Consider the following 20,521-nt stretch of genomic DNA (forward strand, 5'->3'; position numbering starts at 1 on the left):
TGATATTTTTATTACTTGTTAATTATTAATGTTTTAGAAATAAAAAAGCCTCGGTTTTGACGAGGCTTGTAATTGTTTTGGATTATTTCTTCTTCATCGGGTAGCTTTCTTTGCTTTCTTTTCCGTCTTTCCTTCCGGAGATTTCGGCAACTAAACTATCGGCTGAGATTTTGTTATAGGTGATTTTTTGAGGAAAATCGTGTTTCGGGTTTTCAAAAACAATTTGTTTGTCTGTAATGTCGGAAGCTTTGAATGAAACTGCTTTTCCTTGATTCTGATTAGATACTTTGGTGTTGTACAGTAAGTTGTCGTTAACTTGTACAATTTCAATGGTTTCGGTAAATAAAGTGTCGTTGCCGGACATGAAAACTGTTTTACAGGTTAACGTACTGTCGTTTGCCTGCGACCAGGTTTCGGTTAAATTTCCTTCCGGAGTTGTGTTGCCCCATGCGCCCACCAGCCAGTTTACTTTATCCAACTGCTCGTAGGTTTTGGTTTCGATCTCCTGCGGTTCTCCGTATTGTATGGAACTTTCACTTCTCTCATTGCACGAAACAACCGCAAAAGCAGCTAAAAGTAACGTCGTTTTTTTCATTAGTTCATCTAGGTTATTTGACGGGTTAAAGGTAGCTAAAACGTTAATTATTTTGCAAAAAATAAGCCCTCATTTTTCGACTATTTTTTGAACCGATTTTTTTCGTAATTTTGCACATCCAAAACAGGAGGAAAATACTATGTTAGACAGACTACAATATGTGAAACAACGCTTCGACGAAATCTCGGATCTGATTATTCAGCCCGATGTTATCGCCGATCAGAAGCGTTACGTTCAGTTGAATAAAGAATACAAAGATTTGAAAGCTCTGGTTGAAAAACGCGAGGAGTACATCAATCTTGACGGAAATATCAAAGAAGCCAAAGAAATCATTGCCGACGGTTCGGATGCGGAAATGGTGGAAATGGCCAAAATGCAGTTGGAAGAAGCACAAGAGCGTTTGCCGCAACTGGAAGAAGAAATCAAATTCATGCTAATCCCGAAAGATCCGGAAGATGCCAAAAACGTTATGGTGGAAATCCGTGCGGGAACCGGAGGCGATGAAGCTTCGATTTTTGCCGGAGATTTGTTCCGTATGTATACCAAATATTGCGAAAACAAAGGCTGGAGAACGTCTGTGGTAGATTTGAACGAAGGAACTTCCGGAGGTTTCAAAGAAATTATTTTCGAAGTAACCGGAGAAGATGTTTACGGAACGTTGAAGTTTGAAGCTGGAGTGCACCGTGTACAACGTGTTCCGCAAACCGAAACACAAGGACGTGTTCACACTTCCGCCGCGACGGTTATGGTTTTACCGGAAGCGGAAGAATTTGACGTACAAATCGACATGAACGATGTGCGTATCGACTTGTTCTGTTCGTCCGGACCTGGAGGGCAGTCTGTAAATACCACAAAATCGGCGGTTCGTATGACGCACATTCCTACCGGTTTGGTGGCGCAGTGTCAGGACGAAAAATCACAGCATAAAAACAAAGACAAAGCATTGCAGGTATTGCGTTCGCGTTTGTATGAAATGGAATTGGCGAAAAAGCAGGAGGAAGACGCGAAAAAACGTAATTCTCAGGTAAGCAGTGGAGACCGTTCGGCGAAAATCCGTACCTATAACTATGCACAAGGACGTATTACCGATCACCGCATCGGTTTGAGTATCTTCGATCTGGACGGTTTTATGAACGGAAACCTTCAGAAGATGATCGACGAGCTGCAATTGGTAGCCAACACCGAAAAATTAAAAGAAAGCGAAGTATATTAAATAAAAAAAGCGAGGTTTTATTCTCGCTTTTTTTATACCGGATTATTCCTGTTTGGCCGCTGCATTTTCTGCTGATTTGGCTCCGATTCGGTTCAAACGGTACAGGGTTGAGAATTTGATTTTCAAACCGGCAATTTTGGTATTGTCTTTGGCCGACAAACCGTTTTTCTCTACCGTATTTTTGTGGGCATCAAGGGCTTCATATAACAATTTAATTTCATCCCAGTCTTCTCGGGAATAGGCGTCTTTATTGTTGGAAACAGTGGTTACGAAGTTGTCGTATACATTGGCGATGTTATCTTTGTTTACCCAGTCGAAATTCATGTCATCACCAATTTCAACATCGCCAAACAGCGATTTTCGCAATGTTTTTTTAGGACTGGCGGCATCTGCTTTTTGTTTTTCTGTTTCAACGGTCACTTTAAAGGCGTCGTATTGGTTTGCGGTGGCACTCATTTTAGTATCGTATGCCGTTTTATCGGCAACTTCGGCAACGGCACTTTCGGCTTCCTGTTTTTTGTAATCGGTTGTGGCTTCGATTTCATCCCAGTTCAGTATTGCGGCCTGGGCATCTACTTTACTTACGGAATCCACGTAAGCGGCATATTCATTCACGGCCGTGTCCGCCATTTCTTTTTTTTCATCTTTACACGATGTCATCGCAGTAACAAGTGCTGTGGCTGCAATATAAAAGGTTACATGTTTCATAGCTTATAAGATTTAAGTTGTGTTGAATAGGTTGTTTTATAACGATTTGTTTTGAAATAACGTTTCATTCATCAAGGCAGAATTTGAAAGGCTTTTGTAAAGAAATTTACGTTTTCATCAACCGCATAGTTTTTATTTTTTCGGGAAGCGCTTTCAGTTTTACAACTCTCTTCCTTTAATCAGTCTCAGTAAAATTGCGATTACAGCAATTACCAATAAAAGATGAATTAAGTTACCGGCGCTGTAAACAAAAAATCCCAAGGCCCATAATATCACCAATACTACCGCGGCCATATAAAGTAAATTTTGCATAATTGTCTGGTTTTACAGATTAATAGATAGTCTTCATGATTACATTACAAAGTTGCAACAGATTAGCCGGCCATACGTTATAACATATTTTCTAATTGTTACAGAATTTCCACCAGATAGTATGAAAACAGCTGAGCATAAAAAAATCCCACAGCTGCGGGATTTCAATTGGTTGGGATGCAAGAGCATCAATTGTTCTTTAAATCGGTGGGCAGATAGAAGGTGAAAACAGCTCCTATATTTGGCTCTCCTTTGGCAAAAATATAGCCTTTGTGGTTGTCGACAATTTTTTTGCAGATGGCCAGGCCAATTCCCGTTCCGTCGTATTCGTTTTTATTGTGAAGGCGGTTAAAAAGGATGAAAATCTTTTCGGCGTATTCCTGTTCAAACCCGATGCCGTTATCGGTAATGCTTATTTTGTAATAGGAATCGCCGGCGTTTTTCGGAAGTTGTTCCTCATCGGAAGCTTTTACTTTTTTGGCTGCGATGAAAATCTGAGGAGGGATGCCTTCTTTTTCGTATTTCAGCGAATTCCCGAGAATGTTGGTAAACAACTGCTGAATCTGGAATGGAATCACGTTAAGTGTCGGCAGTCTATCGCTGATGATTACCGCTTTTTTGTCTTCGATGATGGAAGAAAGTTCCTGTTTGCTGTTTTCCAGTAAAAAATTCAAATCGGCAGATTCGTATTCTTTTTCCGCCTTGTTGGATCTTGAAAATTGCAGCAAATCGTCGATAAGATTTCTCATTCGGTCGGACGCCACCGTTATCCGTTCAAGATATTCTCTTCCGGTTTCGCTTAAGTAGTTTATTTCTTTATCGTTCAGACGGGAAATAAAGGTTTGAATTTTCCGCAGCGGTTCCTGCAAATCATGACTGGCCACATAGTTGAAGGCGGTAAGTTCCTTGTTGCTGCGTTCCAGTTCCCTGTTGCGTTCTTCGATTTCCTTTGTGGTGTTGTATTCGTCGGTGATATCGCTTGTCGTTCCAACCAGAACCTGTTCGCCGGATTTATTCGTCACCAGTTTACCAACAGATTTGAAATACCGCACTTCGCCATCTTCCCGTTTAATGCGGTAATTGAAAGAAGGTAAATCGTTGGTCTGCATCATTTTAGTCATCGTTCGGTTTACATAGGCCACGTCTTCCGGATGAACGTATTTCAGATAATTGTCCAGATTCGCTTCAAAAGTTCCGGGTTCACGACCGAAAAGACGGAACATATTGTCTGAAAAACGATATTGGTTTTGTTCGATATCCCATTCCCAGCGCCCAAAATTCCCGACTATTTCCGCAATGTTTCCCGACTCGTTGGCAATAAGCAATTGGTTGTTCGTCTTTTTCAGTTCGGTATAATCCTGACTGATTTTTACAAACGATAACACGGTAAGGATAAGCCCGATTAGAATCACGATGTAAATGAAAATCGGCGTAATGGAGAAGTTGTTTTTATAATCTTCCTGACGAATCGGTAACAGTTTGGTTTCCAGATCGGTTAGGTTTGCAATGCATTGCCGAATATCGTCCATGGTTGTTTTTCCTTTCAGGAGATTCTGCTGAAGTTCTGTTGTTTTGTTTTGTTGCGCAAGGAGTATCGATTTTTCCATCTGTGCCAGACGACTGTCAATCAGCGTTTTTAAAAGAACAAGGTGGTCATTAGGCTGTTCACGGTTATCGGTTAAATGTTGCAGCACCATATACGAAGTATTAATCCGCAGTTTGGCATAGAGATAAGGTTCCAGAAAGGTGGAATCTTTGGTGATGATATAACCGCGGTTTCCGGTTTCGGCATCTTTGATCTGCGACATCAGTTTTTCCAGTTGCAGCGTCATTTCGTAAGCCCGGTTCACTTCGTCGGAAGACTCCGATAGTCGGGTAAGATGTTTGTAGGTGATGCCCGAAATGAAAAAGATAACGGCGATGGAAATCACAAACAGTATTCTCAGAAACAGCGGCGTTCGTATGAATTCGGTAAATTTCATGGAAAACGGTTTATCGTTATAAGCGTAACAGAAAGTTGTCTTTGTTTAAGCCCGACGTGTGGTATTGCCAGTTGATGGTTACCACATCCGACAGCACTTTTTTCAGCGTGTTGAAATCGCTCGGCTTTTTGATGTAGATATTCGCCCCGCAAACAAAGGTTTCCTCAATATCTTCTTCGGATGATGACGTAGAATAAATGGCAATAGCAATATCTTTGAATCGGTCATTTTGCTTGATTTCGTGCAGACATTCAATGCCGTTTTTTTTCGGCATGTTCAAATCGAGAAAAAGAACGTTGGGCAGTATGGATTCCGAATCGTTTAAATAGTTCATCAGTTCCACGCCGTCTTTAAAAGTGTCCACTTTCGTATTGATTTTCATTTCGCTGAAGGCATCGGTAAAGAACAGACGGTCGTCTTCGTCGTCATCGGCTAAAATGATGTAGATATATTCTTTAATCATACTCCGGATTTATTTGTTATTGGCAATTTCCCTTCTTTTGGCGATAATCCGCTGAAATGCAGAAGGCGTAATGCCGGTCGTATTTTTAAATTGCGTACTCAAATGCGCCACGCTGGAATAATTCAGCTGATAGGCGATTTCGGTCAGGCTCAGTTTGTTGTTTACAATGAGTTGTTTGGCCCGTTCGATTTTCTGCAGAATGATAAAATTTTCGATAGACGTATAAGTCACTTCCGAAAACAGATTCGACAAATATCCGTAGCTGTGGTTCAGTTTTTCGGACAAATACACCGAACTTTTCACATTGGTCGCGTTCTCCTGAAAAACCATTTCCACAATGGCATCCTTGATTTTCTGCACCAAAACACTTTTCTGATTTTCAATCACTTCGATGCCGTAGCGGTTGAGCAAAGCAGTGATTTCTTCCAGTTTTTCCGGGGAAAGATGCTCGAGGAACTCCACTTCGCCAAAACCGGTTACAGTGAATTTAATATTGCATTCGCCCAGTTTTTCTTCCAGTACTTTTTGGGTTAAGGTAGTGAAGTCGAATTTCAGAAATGCTTTCATAAATTGGTTTTACAGTCTTAAAGTTACAGAATTGTTGCGGATAAATGCCAAAACGATTACAAAACCCCTTTCTTTTTTAGCGCCCGGATTTTTTTCCAGTTCGCCAAACGGTTGTAAGCCGTGCTTCTGAGGTAGTCTTTGTCGGGTTCACCCATCAGAAAACCATACGGTTTCATCGAAGGAATCTGATCGAAAATGATTTTAACGGTCGCGGTTACCGGCAGGGCCAAAACCATTCCGGCAATTCCCCAAAGCATGGCAAAAATTACCAAAGCCAAAATGCACACAAAAGCATTCACACTGATTTTGGAACCCGTAATTTTCGGCGTTATAAAATTCCCTTCAATAAACTGAACAAAGGCAAAGACACCAATCACGCCAACGGCATACCACGCAGAATCTTTGGTAATCAGTGCGATAAAAGCCGGAATCAGGGAGCCGACAATAATTCCGATATAAGGAATCAGCAGCAATAAAGCGCCCAAAAAGCCGTAAAAGAAAGCGTTTTCAATGCCCAACAACAGTAAACCGAAACTGTTCAGCAAAGCGACAATCAGCATGACTATGGAAAGACCGCTCAGGTAATCCTGCTGGGTTTGGTAAATTTTTTTTAAAATGACGTTCAGATAGGCGTTGTCTTTTTTCGGGAAAGCCCGATGCACAAAAGTCACAAAAAATTTGCGGTACAGCAGCAAAAAGAAAATGTAAATCGGCACCAGAAAAAGATCACTGATAAAACTGCCCGATTGGGTTACAAAATCACTGATTCTGGAAAAATTGTTTTTGATGAGGTTTTCGATTTTCAGACTTCGGTCAGACAGGAGTTGTTTTTTGTCGATGCCGAAAGTATCTTCGGTGTATTGCAGTATCTGAACATTCAATTGTGTCAGTCTTTCCGAATACAAATCGGATTTTCCAATCACATCCTTAATCTGAAAACCAATGAATGCAAACAAACCTGTGAAAATGACAACCAACAGCAGCACGACGGCCAAAGACGAAGCAATTCGGTTAAAACGCCATTGTCGTTCGAGATAAATAGCGGCCGGATACATCATGATGCTGAGCATTACGGCAAAAAGCAAAGGCACAATGAAAGGTTTCAGAAAATACAAGATGAAAACAATAGCCAGAAAGCAGAACAGATTGTTAGCCAGTTGCGAATTGTTGCCTGTGGTTTTCATAATATTGAACTGTTATTTAGACAGATGCAGATTTGCCTACAGTAACAAAGTTATCGGGCTTACAGGTCGTTTGTGTTATATAATCTCAGCAGAATGTTACAAAATTTTGAGATTTACCGTTTAACCTTTGTAACTTTGCGGCACAAAACAACACCATGACAACACAACAACTTACACAACAGATTCACGCTAAAAAATCATTTTTATGCATCGGTTTGGATGTCGACCTGACTAAAATTCCGCAGCATTTACTGCAAACCGAAGACCCGATTTTCGAATTCAACAAAGCAATTATCGACGCCACGCACGATTTGTGTGTGTCCTACAAACCGAATACGGCTTTTTATGAAGCCTACGGTTTAAAAGGCTGGCAATCGCTTCAGAAAACCATCAATTACATCAACGAAAACTATCCGGAAATTTTTACGATAGCCGATGCCAAACGCGGCGATATCGGGAATACTTCATCCATGTATGCCAAAGCGTTTTTCGAAGATTTGAATTTCGATTCGGTAACGGTGGCGCCGTATATGGGCAAAGATTCCGTGGAACCGTTTCTGGCGTTTGAAAACAAGCATGCCATTATGTTAGCCTTAACGTCCAACGAAGGTGCGTTCGATTTTCAGACCAAAAATGTGGAAGGAAAAGAGTTGTACAAAACCGTAATCGAAACGTCCAAAACCTGGAAAAATTCCGAAAAGCTGATGTATGTGGTGGGCGCGACGAAAGCGGAGTATTTTACCGATATCCGGAAAATCGTTCCCGACAGTTTTCTTCTGGTTCCGGGCGTAGGTGCGCAGGGCGGAAGCTTGTCGGAAGTTTGCAAATACGGAATGAGCAACAATGTAGGCTTGTTAATCAACTCGTCCAGAGGAATCATTTACGCTTCCAACGGAACCGATTTTGCCGAAAAAGCCAGAACAGAAGCGTTGAAATTACAGCAGGAAATGGCAGCAATTCTTTCAAATTAATATTTTTTAAATTCGTGATTACAGTTTTAACCGATCAGTTAGGAACCGAACACCGTTTTGAAACTACGCCAAAGCGAATCATCTCGTTAGTGCCGTCCCAAACAGAATTGCTTTACGATATGGGTTTGGAGGAAAGCATCGTCGGCATTACGAAATTTTGTGTGCATCCGTTTCATTTCAAATCGACCAAAACGATTGTGGGCGGAACCAAACAGGTGAAAATTGACAAAATCAAAGCGTTAAATCCCGATATCATCATTGCCAACAAAGAGGAAAATACGCTGGAAATCGTCGAATCGTTAAAAGAAATCTGTCCGGTTTGGGTAACCGACATTATCACCCTCGATGACAACCTGCAAATGATTGAAGATTTCGGAAAACTGTTCAACAAACGCACCAGCGCTCAAAAGTGGATTGATAAAACCAAATTTGCCTTAGAAGATTTTAAGAATTTCATCAGAGACAAAGAACCGAAAAAAGTAGCCTATTTTATTTGGGCGAATCCTTATATGGTGGCCGGCGGGAACACTTTTATCAACGAATTATTAAAGCTGAACAAATTTGAAAACATCTACGATAATCATCCGACCCGAGGCAAAGCCGAACAGAGCGTAGCTAAATACGAAGGCCGTTACCCGGAAATTGTGATTCAGAAAATGCGGATTCAGGGCGACCCGGATTTGGTTTTATTGTCCTCAGAACCGTATCCGTTTAAAGACGAACATGCTTTTGAATTAGGGCGTCACACGCATCACGCGATCACTGTTTTCGTAGACGGTGAAATGTTTTCCTGGTACGGGAGCAGACTGGTAAAGGCTTTTGAGTATTTCAAACAACTGCAAAACCGCCTGTAGCAACCATAAAAAAACCACGCCCGAAAGCGTGGAATTCTTTTTTAACTAACCCTAACCAAATGAGAAACTATTTATTGGTACAAATTTCCGATAAATTTTTCATATCTAATGTTAAGGAATTGTTATATGTATCCTATTGAAAACTAAAAAGTTAGTTTTATTTGTTGTCTTGCAGTGAAAACACGCGTTTCAGAAGATCTGAAGTTCTTGCGGCCAAATTGTTCCGGATGTCTTTTTCTTCCACGGCAATCATTTTGAAAACACCTTCCATGGCTTTGTTGGTGGTGTAATCCGTCAAATCAGGATTTACTTTTTTAACCAACGGAAGGCTGTTGTATTTGGTAATGATTTGGCTCCAAATTTTATCGGCACCCACTTTCGCATACGAATTTTTAATCACCGGACTGAATTTGGTATACAAAGCCGATGAGGTTGTTGTTTGCAGATACGTTGTCGCCGAACTGTCATCACCCAGTAAAATATTTTTTGCATCGTTGAAAGACATTCCTTTTACGGCATCCACAAAAATCGGAGTGGCTTCTTTTACGGCATCTTCTGCAGCGCGGTTCATGACTTTTATACCTTCGTCGGCTAATTTGCCCATTCCGACATCGCGCAGGGCTTTGTCAACCTTTTTCAATTCTTCCGGAAGCAGGATTTTTACCATTTCGTTTTTATAGAAACCGTCTACGTTAGTAAGCTTAACAACCTGTTTGTCGATACCTTTGTTTAAAGCCTCTTTTAAACCGGAAGCAATTTCGGCCTGTGATAAAACACCTTGTGTTTGCGGTAATTGTTGCATTACCTGTTGCATTTCTGCGCATCCTAAAAACGGAATACAAGCGAATAGTATAAAAATCTTCTTCATATAAAAATGTAATAAAATGTTTCGTAGGCAAAGATAGGCAAACATGATGCCAAAATTTTGTATATAGTTTTTGGTTATGAAAAAATAAAAACAATCAATTTGATTTATCAGATTTTCCTTTCCCAATTGCGTAATTTTAGGTAAATTTAAAGGTTGTAAAATTCTGATTTGCAATATATTGATTGTAAAACGATTATTCATGATTCAAATAATATAAAAAGTATGGAAAACAGCACAAACAACAATGGTAAATGCCCTTTTTCAGGAACCACAGCAAATCCTGGTGTAGCCGGGAGCGGTCCCAAAAACCGCGATTGGTGGCCCAATCAGCTTAAGTTGAATGTTTTGCGGCAACATTCGTCATTGTCCAATCCGATGGGCGAAAAATTTAACTACGCAGAAGCGTTTAAAAGTCTCGATTTGCAGGCTGTAAAAAAAGACCTTGCCGATTTAATGACCGACTCCCAAGACTGGTGGCCGGCTGATTTCGGACATTACGGACCACTATTCATCCGAATGGCCTGGCACAGCGCCGGAACTTACAGAATAGGAGACGGACGCGGAGGAGCAGGAGCCGGACAACAGCGTTTTGCACCCTTAAACAGTTGGCCAGACAATGCCAACCTTGATAAAGCCCGCCGTTTGTTATGGCCTATTAAACAGAAATACGGTCAGAAAATTTCCTGGGCCGATTTAATGATTCTGGCCGGAAATGTTGCTTTAGAGTCTATGGGGTTCAAAACATTTGGTTTTGCCGGCGGTCGTGAAGACGTCTGGGAACCGGAGGAAGATGTATACTGGGGTTCCGAAGACGTTTGGTTAGACGACAAACGCTATTCCGGGGAACGCGACCTTGAAAATCCCTTAGCCGCCGTACAAATGGGACTGATTTATGTGAACCCGGAAGGGCCAAACGGAAATCCCGATCCGATAGCAGCCGCCAAAGACATCCGCGAAACCTTTGCCCGAATGGCGATGGACGACGAAGAAACCGTTGCGCTGATCGCCGGAGGCCACACTTTCGGAAAAACCCACGGAGCCGGAGACACCGCTTTAGTAGGTCCCGAACCGGAAGCTGCTCCAATTGAAGCACAGGGATTGGGCTGGGCAAGTAAATTCGGGAAAGGAAATGCCGGCGATACCATTACCGGAGGTCCGGAAGTAACTTGGACCCAAACGCCAACGAAATGGAGTAATCATTTTTTTAGCAACCTGTTTGAAAATGAATGGGAACTCACCAAAAGCCCGGCAGGTGCTTACCAGTGGGTGGCTAAAAACGGAGCCGGAGCCGGTTCAATTCCGGATGCTCATGACCCTTCGAAAAGACACGCCCCAACCATGTTAACTACAGATTTGTCCTTGCGCTTTGATCCGGCGTATGAAAAAATATCAAGACGTTTCTATGAAAATCCTGATCAGTTTGCCGATGCATTTGCCCGCGCGTGGTTCAAGTTAACCCATCGTGATATGGGACCATTAGCCCGTTATCTTGGAAGCGAAGTTCCAAAAGAAGAATTAATCTGGCAAGACCCGATTCCGGCCGTCAATCACGAATTAATCAATGGCAGTGATGTTGAATCGGTAAAAGCAAAAGTGCTGGATTCCGGACTTACTGTTTCTGAATTGGTTGCAACCGCTTGGGCTTCGGCATCAACATTCAGAGGTTCAGACAAACGTGGTGGTGCCAACGGAGCACGTATTCGATTAGCGCCTCAGAAGTATTGGGAAGTAAACAATCCGCCGCAACTGACCAAAGTTTTAGACGTTTTGGAGAAAATTCAGAACGAATTCAACGCATCACAATCTGGGAATAAAAAAGTGTCATTAGCCGATTTGATTGTTTTGGCAGGTTGTGCCGCTGTAGAAAAAGCCGCAGCGAATGCAGGACATTCCGTAAAAGTGCCTTTTGCACCGGGTCGTATGGATGCTTCGCAAGAACAAACCGATATAGATTCTTTTGCAGTTTTAGAACCAAAAGCAGACGGTTTCCGAAATTATTTAAAAACGAAATATGCTGTTGCAACCGAAGCTTTATTAATTGACAAAGCGCAATTGTTAACACTTTCTGCTCCCGAACTCACCGTTCTTGTAGGCGGAATGCGTGTGATGAATGCTAACTTTGATAGCTCGAAACATGGAGTTTTTACCAATCGTCCCGGTTCATTAACCAATGATTTCTTTGTGAATTTACTTGATATGAATACCGTTTGGAAAGCCGCAGACGAGCATGAGGAAATTTTTGAAGGGAAAGACCGCTCCACCGGCGAATTGAAATGGACGGGAACAAGAGTCGATCTGATCTTCGGTTCCAACTCCGAACTCAGAGCGTTAGCCGAAGTATATGCTTCATCAGATGCTCAGGATAAATTTGTGAACGACTTTGTGGCCGCCTGGAGTAAAGTCATGAATTTAGACCGTTTTGATTTAACCTAATGTAAAACACCAAATCATGCAAATAACGGAAGTTCATCTGTTGACGAATTCCCTCAAGGAAACCCAACGCTTCTATGCCGAAAAGCTGGGTTTTAAAGTAGCGGAACAAACGGATGAACTTCTTTGTTTTGAAACCGGTATTTCCAAACTTTGGTTTCATCAGTCCGAAACCGTCGAAAAACCGGTATATCATGTTGCCTTCGATATTCCGGAAAACCAACTGAAAAAAGGGTTAAAATGGATAGAAGACAAAGTCGAACTCATTCCGTACGAACCCGGAAAATACATCGTCGATTTCAGCAATTGGAACGCCAAATCGTTCTATTTTTACGACAACAACGGCAACATTCTGGAATGCATAGTCCGATACGATTTGCTGAACATTTGCAATGAACCTTTTGGTGCCCATTCTTTTCTGAAGATCAGCGAAATTGGCTTTGCCGTAGCCGATGTGCTTACCTTTTGCGAGGAAATCAACTTCATGTATGGCACCGATTACTTTGTAAAACAACCGAAAAGAGAAAATTTCTCAGTATTGGGAGATGATTATGGATTGTTCATTGTTTCTTCCTTAAACCGCCATTGGTATCCCACCGATAAATTGGCGAAATCCTTTTGGACCAAAGTTATCTTTGAAATGGATTATCAGGTTTATCAGTTTACGTTTCTGCCCTGAAGCATTTTGTTTAGCGGTTGTAACGAGACTTCTCTTTTCTTCAGAAGAATTTAATTTTTAAGTCATTACTTTTTCAGAAATGCGTAAATTGCAGCCTCAAATTTAATACCCGAAATGGAACAACAACAACCTTATCAACCTAAGAATAAAGTTAGAATTGTAACCGCTGCGTCCTTATTTGACGGACACGATGCAGCCATCAACATCATGCGCCGTATCATCCAGGCTACCGGCGTTGAGGTGATTCACTTAGGGCACGACAGAAGTGTGGAAGAAGTAGTGAATACCGCTATTCAGGAAGATGCTAATGCCATTGCGATGACTTCGTATCAAGGAGGTCACAACGAATATTTCAAATACATGTACGATCTGCTCAAGGAAAAAGGAGCGGGTCATATTAAAATCTTCGGAGGCGGAGGCGGTGTAATTTTACCTTCCGAAATTTCCGAATTGCACGAATACGGTATCGAACGCATTTATTCTCCGGACGACGGCCGTGAATTGGGCTTGCAGGGCATGATCAACGATTTGGTACAACGTGCCGATTTTCCTGTGGGTGATACACTAAACGGAGAAGTCAATCATCTGGAAGATAAAAATCCGACAGCGATTGCCCGTTTGATTTCTTCAGCTGAAAATTTTCCGGAAGTAGCCAAACCGGTTTTGGAGAAAATTGCCAAAATTAATCAGGACAGCAAAACCCCGGTTCTTGGGATTACGGGAACGGGTGGTGCCGGAAAATCATCTTTGGTGGATGAATTGGTGCGCCGTTTCTTAATCGACTTCCCGGATAAAACCATCGGATTGATTTCCGTTGACCCTTCCAAACGTAAAACAGGCGGAGCTTTATTGGGAGACAGAATTCGTATGAATGCGATTAACAATCCGAGAGTATACATGCGTTCACTGGCAACCCGTCAGTCGAATTTAGCCTTGTCAAAATACGTTCAGGAAGCCATTGAAATATTGAAAGCTGCGAAATACGATTTGATTGTATTGGAAACTTCCGGTATCGGGCAATCCGACACGGAAATTTTAGAACATTCCGATGTTTCGTTATACGTAATGACGCCGGAATTCGGAGCGGCTACTCAGTTAGAAAAAATCGACATGTTAGACTTCGCGGATTTGGTAGCGTTAAACAAATTCGACAAACGCGGTGCTTTGGATGCGATTCGCGATGTGAAAAAACAATACCAGCGCAACCACCATTTGTGGGACGTAGATCCGGATAAAATGCCGGTGTTCGGAACGATTGCTTCGCAGTTTAACGACCCGGGCATGAACACGCTTTACAAATCCATCATGGATAAAATTGTAGAGAAAACAGGCATCGATTTGCATTCCAACTTCCAGATTACGCGGGAGATGAGCGAGAAAATCTTCGTGATTCCGCCGCACAGAACACGTTACTTATCTGAGATTTCGGAAAACAACAGAAAATACGACGAGACTGCCTTATCACAAGTAGATGTGGCTCAGAAACTATACGGTATCTTCAAAACCATGGAAACGGTTTCCGGAAGAGTGCCGAAAATTGACAAATCGGGTGTTATAGAAGATTCATTGAATCATTCTCCTGAGAAAAAAGAATTCCTTTCGTTATTAATGAAAGAATTCGACCGCGTAAAAATGAACTTGGACCCGTACAACTGGGAAATCATTTTAACCTGGGACGAGAAAGTAAACAAATACAAAAATCCGGTATACAGTTTCATGGTGCGTGACAAGGAAATCAAAATCCAGACGCACACGGAATCGTTATCGCATTCCCAAATCCCGAAAGTGGCTTTACCGAAATATCAGGCCTGGGGCGATATCTTAAAATGGAACTTACAGGAAAACGTACCGGGAGAATTTCCGTTCGCATCCGGATTGTATCCGTTCAAACGTGAAGGCGAAGATCCAACGCGTATGTTTGCGGGAGAAGGCGGACCGGAAAGAACCAACCGTCGTTTTCATTACGTTTCGTTGGGAATGCCGGCAAAACGTTTATCGACAGCTTTCGACTCGGTAACATTATATGGAAATGACCCGGATCACAGACCGGACATCTACGGAAAAATTGGTAACGCGGGTGTTTCCATTTGTTGTCTGGACGATGCGAAAAAATTATATTCCGGTTTTGATTTGAGCCACCCGGCGACTTCGGTTTCCATGACCATTAACGGACCGGCTCCGATGTTGCTTGGTTTCTTCATGAACGCGGCCATCGACCAAAATTGTGAAAAATACATCAAAGAAAACGGTTTGGAAGCCGAGGTGGAAGCTAAAATCAACGCCATCTACAAAGCTAAAGGAGTAGAAAGACCGCGTTACAACGGTGAATTACCGAAAGGAAACGACGGTTTAGGCTTAATGCTTTTAGGAGTAACTGGAGATCAGGTGTTACCGGCCGATGTATATAACGATATTAAAGTAAAAACCTTAGCGCAGGTTCGCGGAACGGTTCAGGCGGATATTTTAAAAGAAGATCAGGCGCAAAATACCTGTATTTTCTCCACGGAATTCGCGCTTCGTCTGATGGGTGACGTTCAGGAGTATTTCATCCAGAATAATGTGCGTAACTTCTATTCGGTTTCGATTTCAGGGTATCACATTGCAGAAGCCGGAGCAAATCCAATCACGCAGTTGGCGTTCACGTTGGCGAATGGGTTCACTTACGTGGAATACTATTTAAGCCGAGGCATGAACATCAACGATTTTGGTCCAAACTTATCGTTCTTCTTCTCGAACGGTATCGATCCGGAATATGCGGTAATCGGTCGTGTGGCCCGTAAAATCTGGGCAAAAGCCATGAAGCTGAAATACGGCGCCAACGAAAGAGCACAGATGTTGAAATACCACATCCAGACTTCAGGCCGTTCGTTACATGCGCAGGAAATTGATTTTAACGATATCCGTACAACCTTACAGGCGTTGTATGCGATTTATGATAACTGTAACTCGCTGCATACCAATGCGTACGATGAAGCGATAACCACGCCAACGGAAGAATCGGTACGTCGAGCGATGGCGATTCAGTTGATTATCAACAAAGAATTAGGTTTGGCGAAAAACGAAAACCCGATTCAAGGTTCGTTCATCATCGAAGAATTAACGGATTTAGTGGAAGAAGCTGTATTGGCTGAATTCGACCGTATCACGGAAAGAGGCGGAGTGCTTGGCGCAATGGAAACCATGTACCAGCGTTCTAAAATCCAGGAAGAATCGTTGTATTATGAGACTTTGAAACATACGGGAGAATTCCCGATTATCGGAGTGAATACCTTCTTAAGTTCCAAAGGTTCGCCAACGGTAATTCCGGCTGAAGTTATCCGCGCTACGGAAGAAGAGAAACAATTCCAGATTGCAACTTTGGAAAGCCTGCACAAAGCCAATGCAGATAAAGTAAAAGAACAGTTGGAGATCATTCAGGATGCGGCCATCCAGAATCAGAATATTTTCGAAAAACTGATGGATGCTACCAAATATTGTTCGTTAGGCCAGATTACTTCTGCTTTGTTTGAAGTGGGAGGGCAGTACCGAAGAAATATGTGATTTGTAAATACTGATAGTTAATAAGAAAGGTCTCAATTCAGAGGCCTTTTTTTATGTCTTTATTTTTTTGGCACGACTATTGAATTAAGTTTAAAAAAATAAAAAATAATAGCCATGAAAAAAATAATACTATTTGTTGCATTAATCAGCGGAATGATGGTAATGCAAAGTTGTGTCCGGGAAGAAGTAGTTGTGGATGATACAGTAGATTATGATACCATCAGTGAGGTTTGGGAATATTCCAATGTAGATTTCCACGCAGGAAATAATTACAGTAAGTTTTTGAATTTTCCGCATGCAATTTATTCTTCTGATATGGTCTTGGTGTACCGTTTAGCAGGAGGTGGTTCTGCTGGAGATGTCTGGAAACTGCTTCCGGAAACCTATTATTTTGACGACGAAACTTTAGATTTCGGTTATAAGAACGATTTTACACAGTATGATGCAAAAATTGATTTGTATGGTTATGATTTAGCAGGTTTGTCAGGCGCCTACCGATTGAATCAGATTTTCAGAGTAGTGGTAATACCGGCTTATTACGGAAAATCAGCCAAAGGAAAAACAGTTGATTTTAACAACTATAAAGAAGTAATCGATTTTTACGGAATTGATGAGTCAAAGTTCATGAAGATTTCAGAATAAAGTGCTGCAGCACATGGTAAAGCCTCTTAAATGAGGCTTTTTTTATGCTGTATATTTAAGATTTTTTTAAAAATTAACCCTTAATAATTTTGTACTTTTAAGAAAGTAAAATGCTCATGTAAAATACCACAGCAGTTGCTGATTTGCCCCATAATATTTAGAAATCATCAATTATAAATATTATGAAAAATTCAGTTACCTCCCGTAGTATGAAACTTTCAAGTTTCTTTGCGATGTGTTTCGTCGCAATGTTTGTCGGTTCCTGTAGTGAATCAGACGATGCGCCTAACAATACAAGTTCCAGAGTTCCGTATCAATGTATGAGTTGTGTAAAGACTTCTGAAGCACTTCCGGAAAATGATAACAGCAGTAACGGAATTTATAAAGGTGTTTTTACCAACGGATCTTTTGAACTTGATGTTAAAAACAGAAGTGAAGATATAAAAGGTGTAGTTTTTTATAACAATAAAAGAATTGAATTATTTGGAGTATCCAGTACTTATGTAAAAGGAAATTTAATGGCTGTATTAAGAGGCGCTTTGGACGGAAAAAAATTTTCCATGAATTTTTGGGTAAGCCAAGACGGTTCAAATCCTAAAGTTTACGATTTTTCACTTCCGGACGGAAAAGCGATTGTTGCTAACGTTGTCAAAGAAACTTCAAAAACATTGCAGGAATCTTTTGAAGGAAAATATTATATTAAAACAGTAGTCTATCCACAGAGTGGCAATGTGCCGGAATTAGAGGGAAAGGTTGATAATCCGTTTCCTCCAGCAGAGAATATTACCGATAAAGGAGCTGTTCGAGTGTTATTGTCCAGAACCGATGCAATCTGGTTTTTTCATGCTGTTTTGAATGGTGGTGAAATCCGTAGTGATTCTGGTAGTATTATTGATGGAAAACTTGTTTCTGACAACACACACAAAGTGGTGGCGACTTTGGTAAGTGATGAACTTAATCATGTTGATTATTCTTCCGGTAATTCGCCAATGAGTCTGTATGCAATAAGGGTTAGATGATATTTTTTATACAATTACTATATTTGTACCCCTAAATTTTAGGGGTATTTCTTTTTTGTATTCTAAAAATAGTTATTTTTGCAGGGTAAAAATAAGGGTACAAATTTTAAAACACAACTTTATGTCAACATTTCGTTTTCATGCACTGCAAAAAGCAACCGACAGAAAAACGGTAGCAGTAGAAGAACTGGATAGAAAATCTGCCATTTTCGGCAGCAATGTATTTAACGACAAAGCTATGAGACAGTTTTTAACGCCGGAAGCGTACAAAGCTGTTAAAAGTGCTATCGAGCAGGGCGTGAAAATCGACCGCAAAATTGCCGATTACATTGCTATGGGAATGAAAGAGTGGGCGTTGTCCAAAGGAGTTACCCATTATACACACTGGTTTCAGCCATTAACCGGAACTACAGCGGAAAAACACGATGCTTTCTTTGAAACTTCTTTCGACGGTAGTGATCCGGTGGAAAAATTCGGGGGAAGCCAATTAGTACAACAGGAACCCGACGCTTCATCCTTTCCGAACGGAGGAATCCGCAATACCTTTGAAGCACGTGGTTATACGGCATGGGATCCAACCTCGCCGGCCTTCATCTACGGAACAACTTTATGTATTCCAACTGTTTTCGTTTCGTACACAGGAGAAGCTTTGGACAACAAAACCCCGTTGTTAAGAGCTTTACACGCGATTGATACTGCTGCAACAGAAGTGGCGAAATATTTCGATAAAAACGTTAAAAAAGTAACCCCAACGTTAGGTTGGGAGCAAGAATATTTCTTAGTTGACGCGGCTTTAGCGGCTTCGCGTCCCGATATTTTAGCAACCGGAAGAACGTTGTTAGGCCATACCTCCGCAAAAGGGCAACAATTGGAAGATCATTATTTCGGATCCATTCCAACTCGTGTATTAAATTATATGAGAGATTTGGAAAACGAATGTATGTTGTTGGGAATTCCGGTGAAAACCCGTCACAATGAAGTTGCACCAAACCAGTTTGAGTTAGCGCCTATTTTTGAAGAGACCAATTTAGCGGTAGACCACAATTCCTTATTGATGGACGTAATGCAGAAAGTAGCCGAGCGTCATCATTTTAAAGTGTTGTTCCATGAAAAACCGTTCAAAGGCGTAAACGGTTCCGGAAAACACAACAACTGGTCGTTGGCAACCGATACCGGCATCAACCTGTTAAGTCCGAGCAAAACGCCAATGAGCAATTTACAGTTTTTGACATTCTTCATCAATACCATTAAAGCGGTTCACGATAACGAAGAATTGTTAAGAGCATCAATTGCTTCGGCAAGCAACGATCACCGTTTGGGAGCTAACGAAGCACCACCGGCCATCATTTCGGTATTTATCGGACAACAGTTAACCAAAGTACTGGAAGAATTAGAAGGTGTTTCCAAGGGAAAATTATCTCCGGAAGAAAAAACCGATTTAAAATTAAACGTAGTAGGTAAAATTCCGGACGTTTTATTAGACAATACAGACCGTAACAGAACCTCTCCGTTTGCGTTTACCGGAAACAAATTTGAATTCCGTGCGGTAGGTTCTTCGGCGAACTGTGCGGTTTCGATGACCACTTTAAATACTATCGTGGCGAAACAGTTGAAAGATTTCAAAGTTGAGGTGGATGCCTTAATCGAGAAAAAAGACATGAAAAAAGACGATGCGATTTTCAACGTGTTGCGAGAGTACATCAAAAATTTCAAAGCCATTCTTTTCGAGGGAGACGGTTACAGCGAGGCTTGGGAAAAAGAAGCAAAAAAACGCGGTTTGAGCAATCATAAAACGACTCCGAAGGCGCTGAAGGCAAAAGTTTCCAAAAAAGCAATCGAGTTGTTCAGCGAAATGGGCGTAATGAACCATGTAGAGGTTGAAGCGCGCTACGAAATCGAATTGGAAGAATACATCAAAAAAATCCAGATTGAAGGACGTATTTTAGGGGACATTGCCCGCAATCATGTTATACCAACGGCGATTCGTTATCAGAACACCTTAATTGAAAATGTAAAAGGTCTGAAAGAGATTTTCGGAAAAGATTTCGAGAAAATTGCGAAAGAGCAAATCAGTTTAATTAAAGAAATTTCGGAGCATATCGAAGGCATCAATTCAAAAGTAGAGGCGATGACCGAAGAGCGCAAAAAAGCCAACAATTTGGCAAATGCCGAAAAAATGGCCGATGCGTATTGTGAGAAAGTGAAACCGTATTTCGAGGAAATTCGTTACCATTCCGATAAATTAGAATTGTTGGTAGACGACGAAATCTGGACACTAACCAAATACAGAGAGTTATTGTTTACAAAATAATCTGTTTTACTGTTTGTTTTAAAACCTCCTTTTCGGAGGTTTTTTTGTTAAAATGGTTGTTGGACTGCTTTTTTTTACGCTTTGTAGAAAACTTGTATTTTACTGAAAAATAATTGATTGCAGATGATTTTGGTTAGCCTTAATTGTTTTAAATTTGAATAGAAATTCAACCACAGAATTTAC

The 20,521-nt window shown here is 41.2% G+C and carries 17 protein-coding genes; 9 read left to right on the forward strand and 8 right to left on the reverse strand.

Annotated elements, in window-relative coordinates; translation table 11 throughout:
• Positions 1 to 82: 82 nt before the first annotated feature.
• A complete protein-coding gene (locus tag G498_RS0108745) occupies positions 83 to 595 on the reverse strand; it encodes a DUF6265 family protein (RefSeq protein ID WP_051269813.1) in 513 nt (170 codons plus the stop codon).
• 139 nt (positions 596 to 734) lie between these two features.
• Between G498_RS0108745 and prfA the strand changes: the two genes are divergently transcribed.
• Entirely contained in the window at positions 735 to 1,808 is a 1,074-nt protein-coding gene (gene prfA / locus G498_RS0108750) for a peptide chain release factor 1 (protein ID WP_026980834.1), read from the forward strand.
• A gap of 42 nt (positions 1,809 to 1,850) precedes the next feature.
• On the opposite strand, the gene G498_RS0108755 is transcribed toward prfA, so the two are convergent.
• From G498_RS0108755 to G498_RS14880, 6 genes are all read right to left on the reverse strand, one after another.
• The gene (locus tag G498_RS0108755) at positions 1,851 to 2,516 is read right to left on the reverse strand and encodes a DUF6565 domain-containing protein (RefSeq protein WP_026980835.1); all 666 of its coding nucleotides are present in this window, start codon (positions 2,514 to 2,516) and stop codon (positions 1,851 to 1,853) included.
• A 159-nt stretch (positions 2,517 to 2,675) separates the two neighbouring features.
• Positions 2,676 to 2,828 carry a lmo0937 family membrane protein gene (locus tag G498_RS15745; protein ID WP_117616546.1) on the reverse strand — a complete coding sequence of 51 codons (153 nt, stop codon included), beginning with the start codon at positions 2,826 to 2,828 and terminating at the stop codon, positions 2,676 to 2,678.
• Positions 2,829 to 3,016: 188 nt separating this feature from the next.
• Positions 3,017 to 4,810 carry a sensor histidine kinase gene (locus G498_RS0108765; RefSeq protein WP_026980836.1) on the reverse strand — a complete coding sequence of 598 codons (1,794 nt, stop codon included), beginning with the start codon at positions 4,808 to 4,810 and terminating at the stop codon, positions 3,017 to 3,019.
• Between the two features lie 16 nt (positions 4,811 to 4,826).
• Entirely contained in the window at positions 4,827 to 5,273 is a 447-nt protein-coding gene (locus G498_RS0108770; protein WP_026980837.1) for a response regulator, read from the reverse strand.
• 9 nt (positions 5,274 to 5,282) lie between these two features.
• Positions 5,283 to 5,840, reverse strand: a complete 558-nt coding sequence (locus tag G498_RS0108775; RefSeq protein ID WP_026980838.1) for a helix-turn-helix domain-containing protein — start codon at positions 5,838 to 5,840, stop codon at positions 5,283 to 5,285.
• A gap of 56 nt (positions 5,841 to 5,896) precedes the next feature.
• A complete protein-coding gene (locus G498_RS14880) occupies positions 5,897 to 7,024 on the reverse strand; it encodes an AI-2E family transporter (protein WP_051269816.1) in 1,128 nt (375 codons plus the stop codon).
• 155 nt (positions 7,025 to 7,179) lie between these two features.
• Between G498_RS14880 and pyrF the strand changes: the two genes are divergently transcribed.
• Together pyrF and G498_RS0108790 are read left to right on the forward strand one after the other, a co-directional pair.
• Entirely contained in the window at positions 7,180 to 7,995 is an 816-nt protein-coding gene (pyrF, locus tag G498_RS0108785) for an orotidine-5'-phosphate decarboxylase (protein ID WP_026980839.1), read from the forward strand.
• 17 nt (positions 7,996 to 8,012) lie between these two features.
• On the forward strand, positions 8,013 to 8,849 hold the full coding sequence (locus tag G498_RS0108790) for an ABC transporter substrate-binding protein (protein ID WP_026980840.1): 837 nt from the start codon (positions 8,013 to 8,015) through the stop codon (positions 8,847 to 8,849).
• 157 nt (positions 8,850 to 9,006) lie between these two features.
• On the opposite strand, the gene G498_RS0108795 is transcribed toward G498_RS0108790, so the two are convergent.
• Positions 9,007 to 9,717: a DUF4197 domain-containing protein gene (locus G498_RS0108795; protein ID WP_026980841.1), complete on the reverse strand. Its 711-nt coding sequence runs from the start codon at positions 9,715 to 9,717 to the stop codon at positions 9,007 to 9,009.
• 222 nt (positions 9,718 to 9,939) lie between these two features.
• On the opposite strand from G498_RS0108795, the gene katG reads away from it, so the two are divergent.
• The 6 genes from katG (at position 9,940) to G498_RS0108825 (ending at position 20,338) form a co-directional block, all read left to right on the forward strand.
• A complete protein-coding gene (gene katG / locus G498_RS0108800; RefSeq protein WP_026980842.1) occupies positions 9,940 to 12,150 on the forward strand; it encodes a catalase/peroxidase HPI in 2,211 nt (736 codons plus the stop codon).
• A 16-nt stretch (positions 12,151 to 12,166) separates the two neighbouring features.
• A complete protein-coding gene (locus G498_RS0108805; RefSeq protein WP_026980843.1) occupies positions 12,167 to 12,826 on the forward strand; it encodes a VOC family protein in 660 nt (219 codons plus the stop codon).
• Positions 12,827 to 12,940: 114 nt separating this feature from the next.
• Positions 12,941 to 16,366, forward strand: a complete 3,426-nt coding sequence (locus G498_RS0108810; protein ID WP_026980844.1) for a methylmalonyl-CoA mutase family protein — start codon at positions 12,941 to 12,943, stop codon at positions 16,364 to 16,366.
• A gap of 114 nt (positions 16,367 to 16,480) precedes the next feature.
• Positions 16,481 to 17,008 (forward strand): hypothetical protein, encoded by a 528-nt coding sequence (locus G498_RS0108815; protein WP_026980845.1) that lies wholly within the window; start codon positions 16,481 to 16,483, stop codon positions 17,006 to 17,008.
• Between the two features lie 182 nt (positions 17,009 to 17,190).
• Positions 17,191 to 18,027 (forward strand): hypothetical protein, encoded by an 837-nt coding sequence (locus tag G498_RS0108820; RefSeq protein WP_131387705.1) that lies wholly within the window; start codon positions 17,191 to 17,193, stop codon positions 18,025 to 18,027.
• A gap of 121 nt (positions 18,028 to 18,148) precedes the next feature.
• The gene (locus G498_RS0108825; protein ID WP_026980847.1) at positions 18,149 to 20,338 is read left to right on the forward strand and encodes a glutamine synthetase III family protein; all 2,190 of its coding nucleotides are present in this window, start codon (positions 18,149 to 18,151) and stop codon (positions 20,336 to 20,338) included.
• Positions 20,339 to 20,521: the final 183 nt, after the last annotated feature.

Source organism: Flavobacterium suncheonense GH29-5 = DSM 17707, assembly GCF_000430025.1.
Classification (GTDB): Bacteria; Bacteroidota; Bacteroidia; order Flavobacteriales; family Flavobacteriaceae; genus Flavobacterium; species Flavobacterium suncheonense.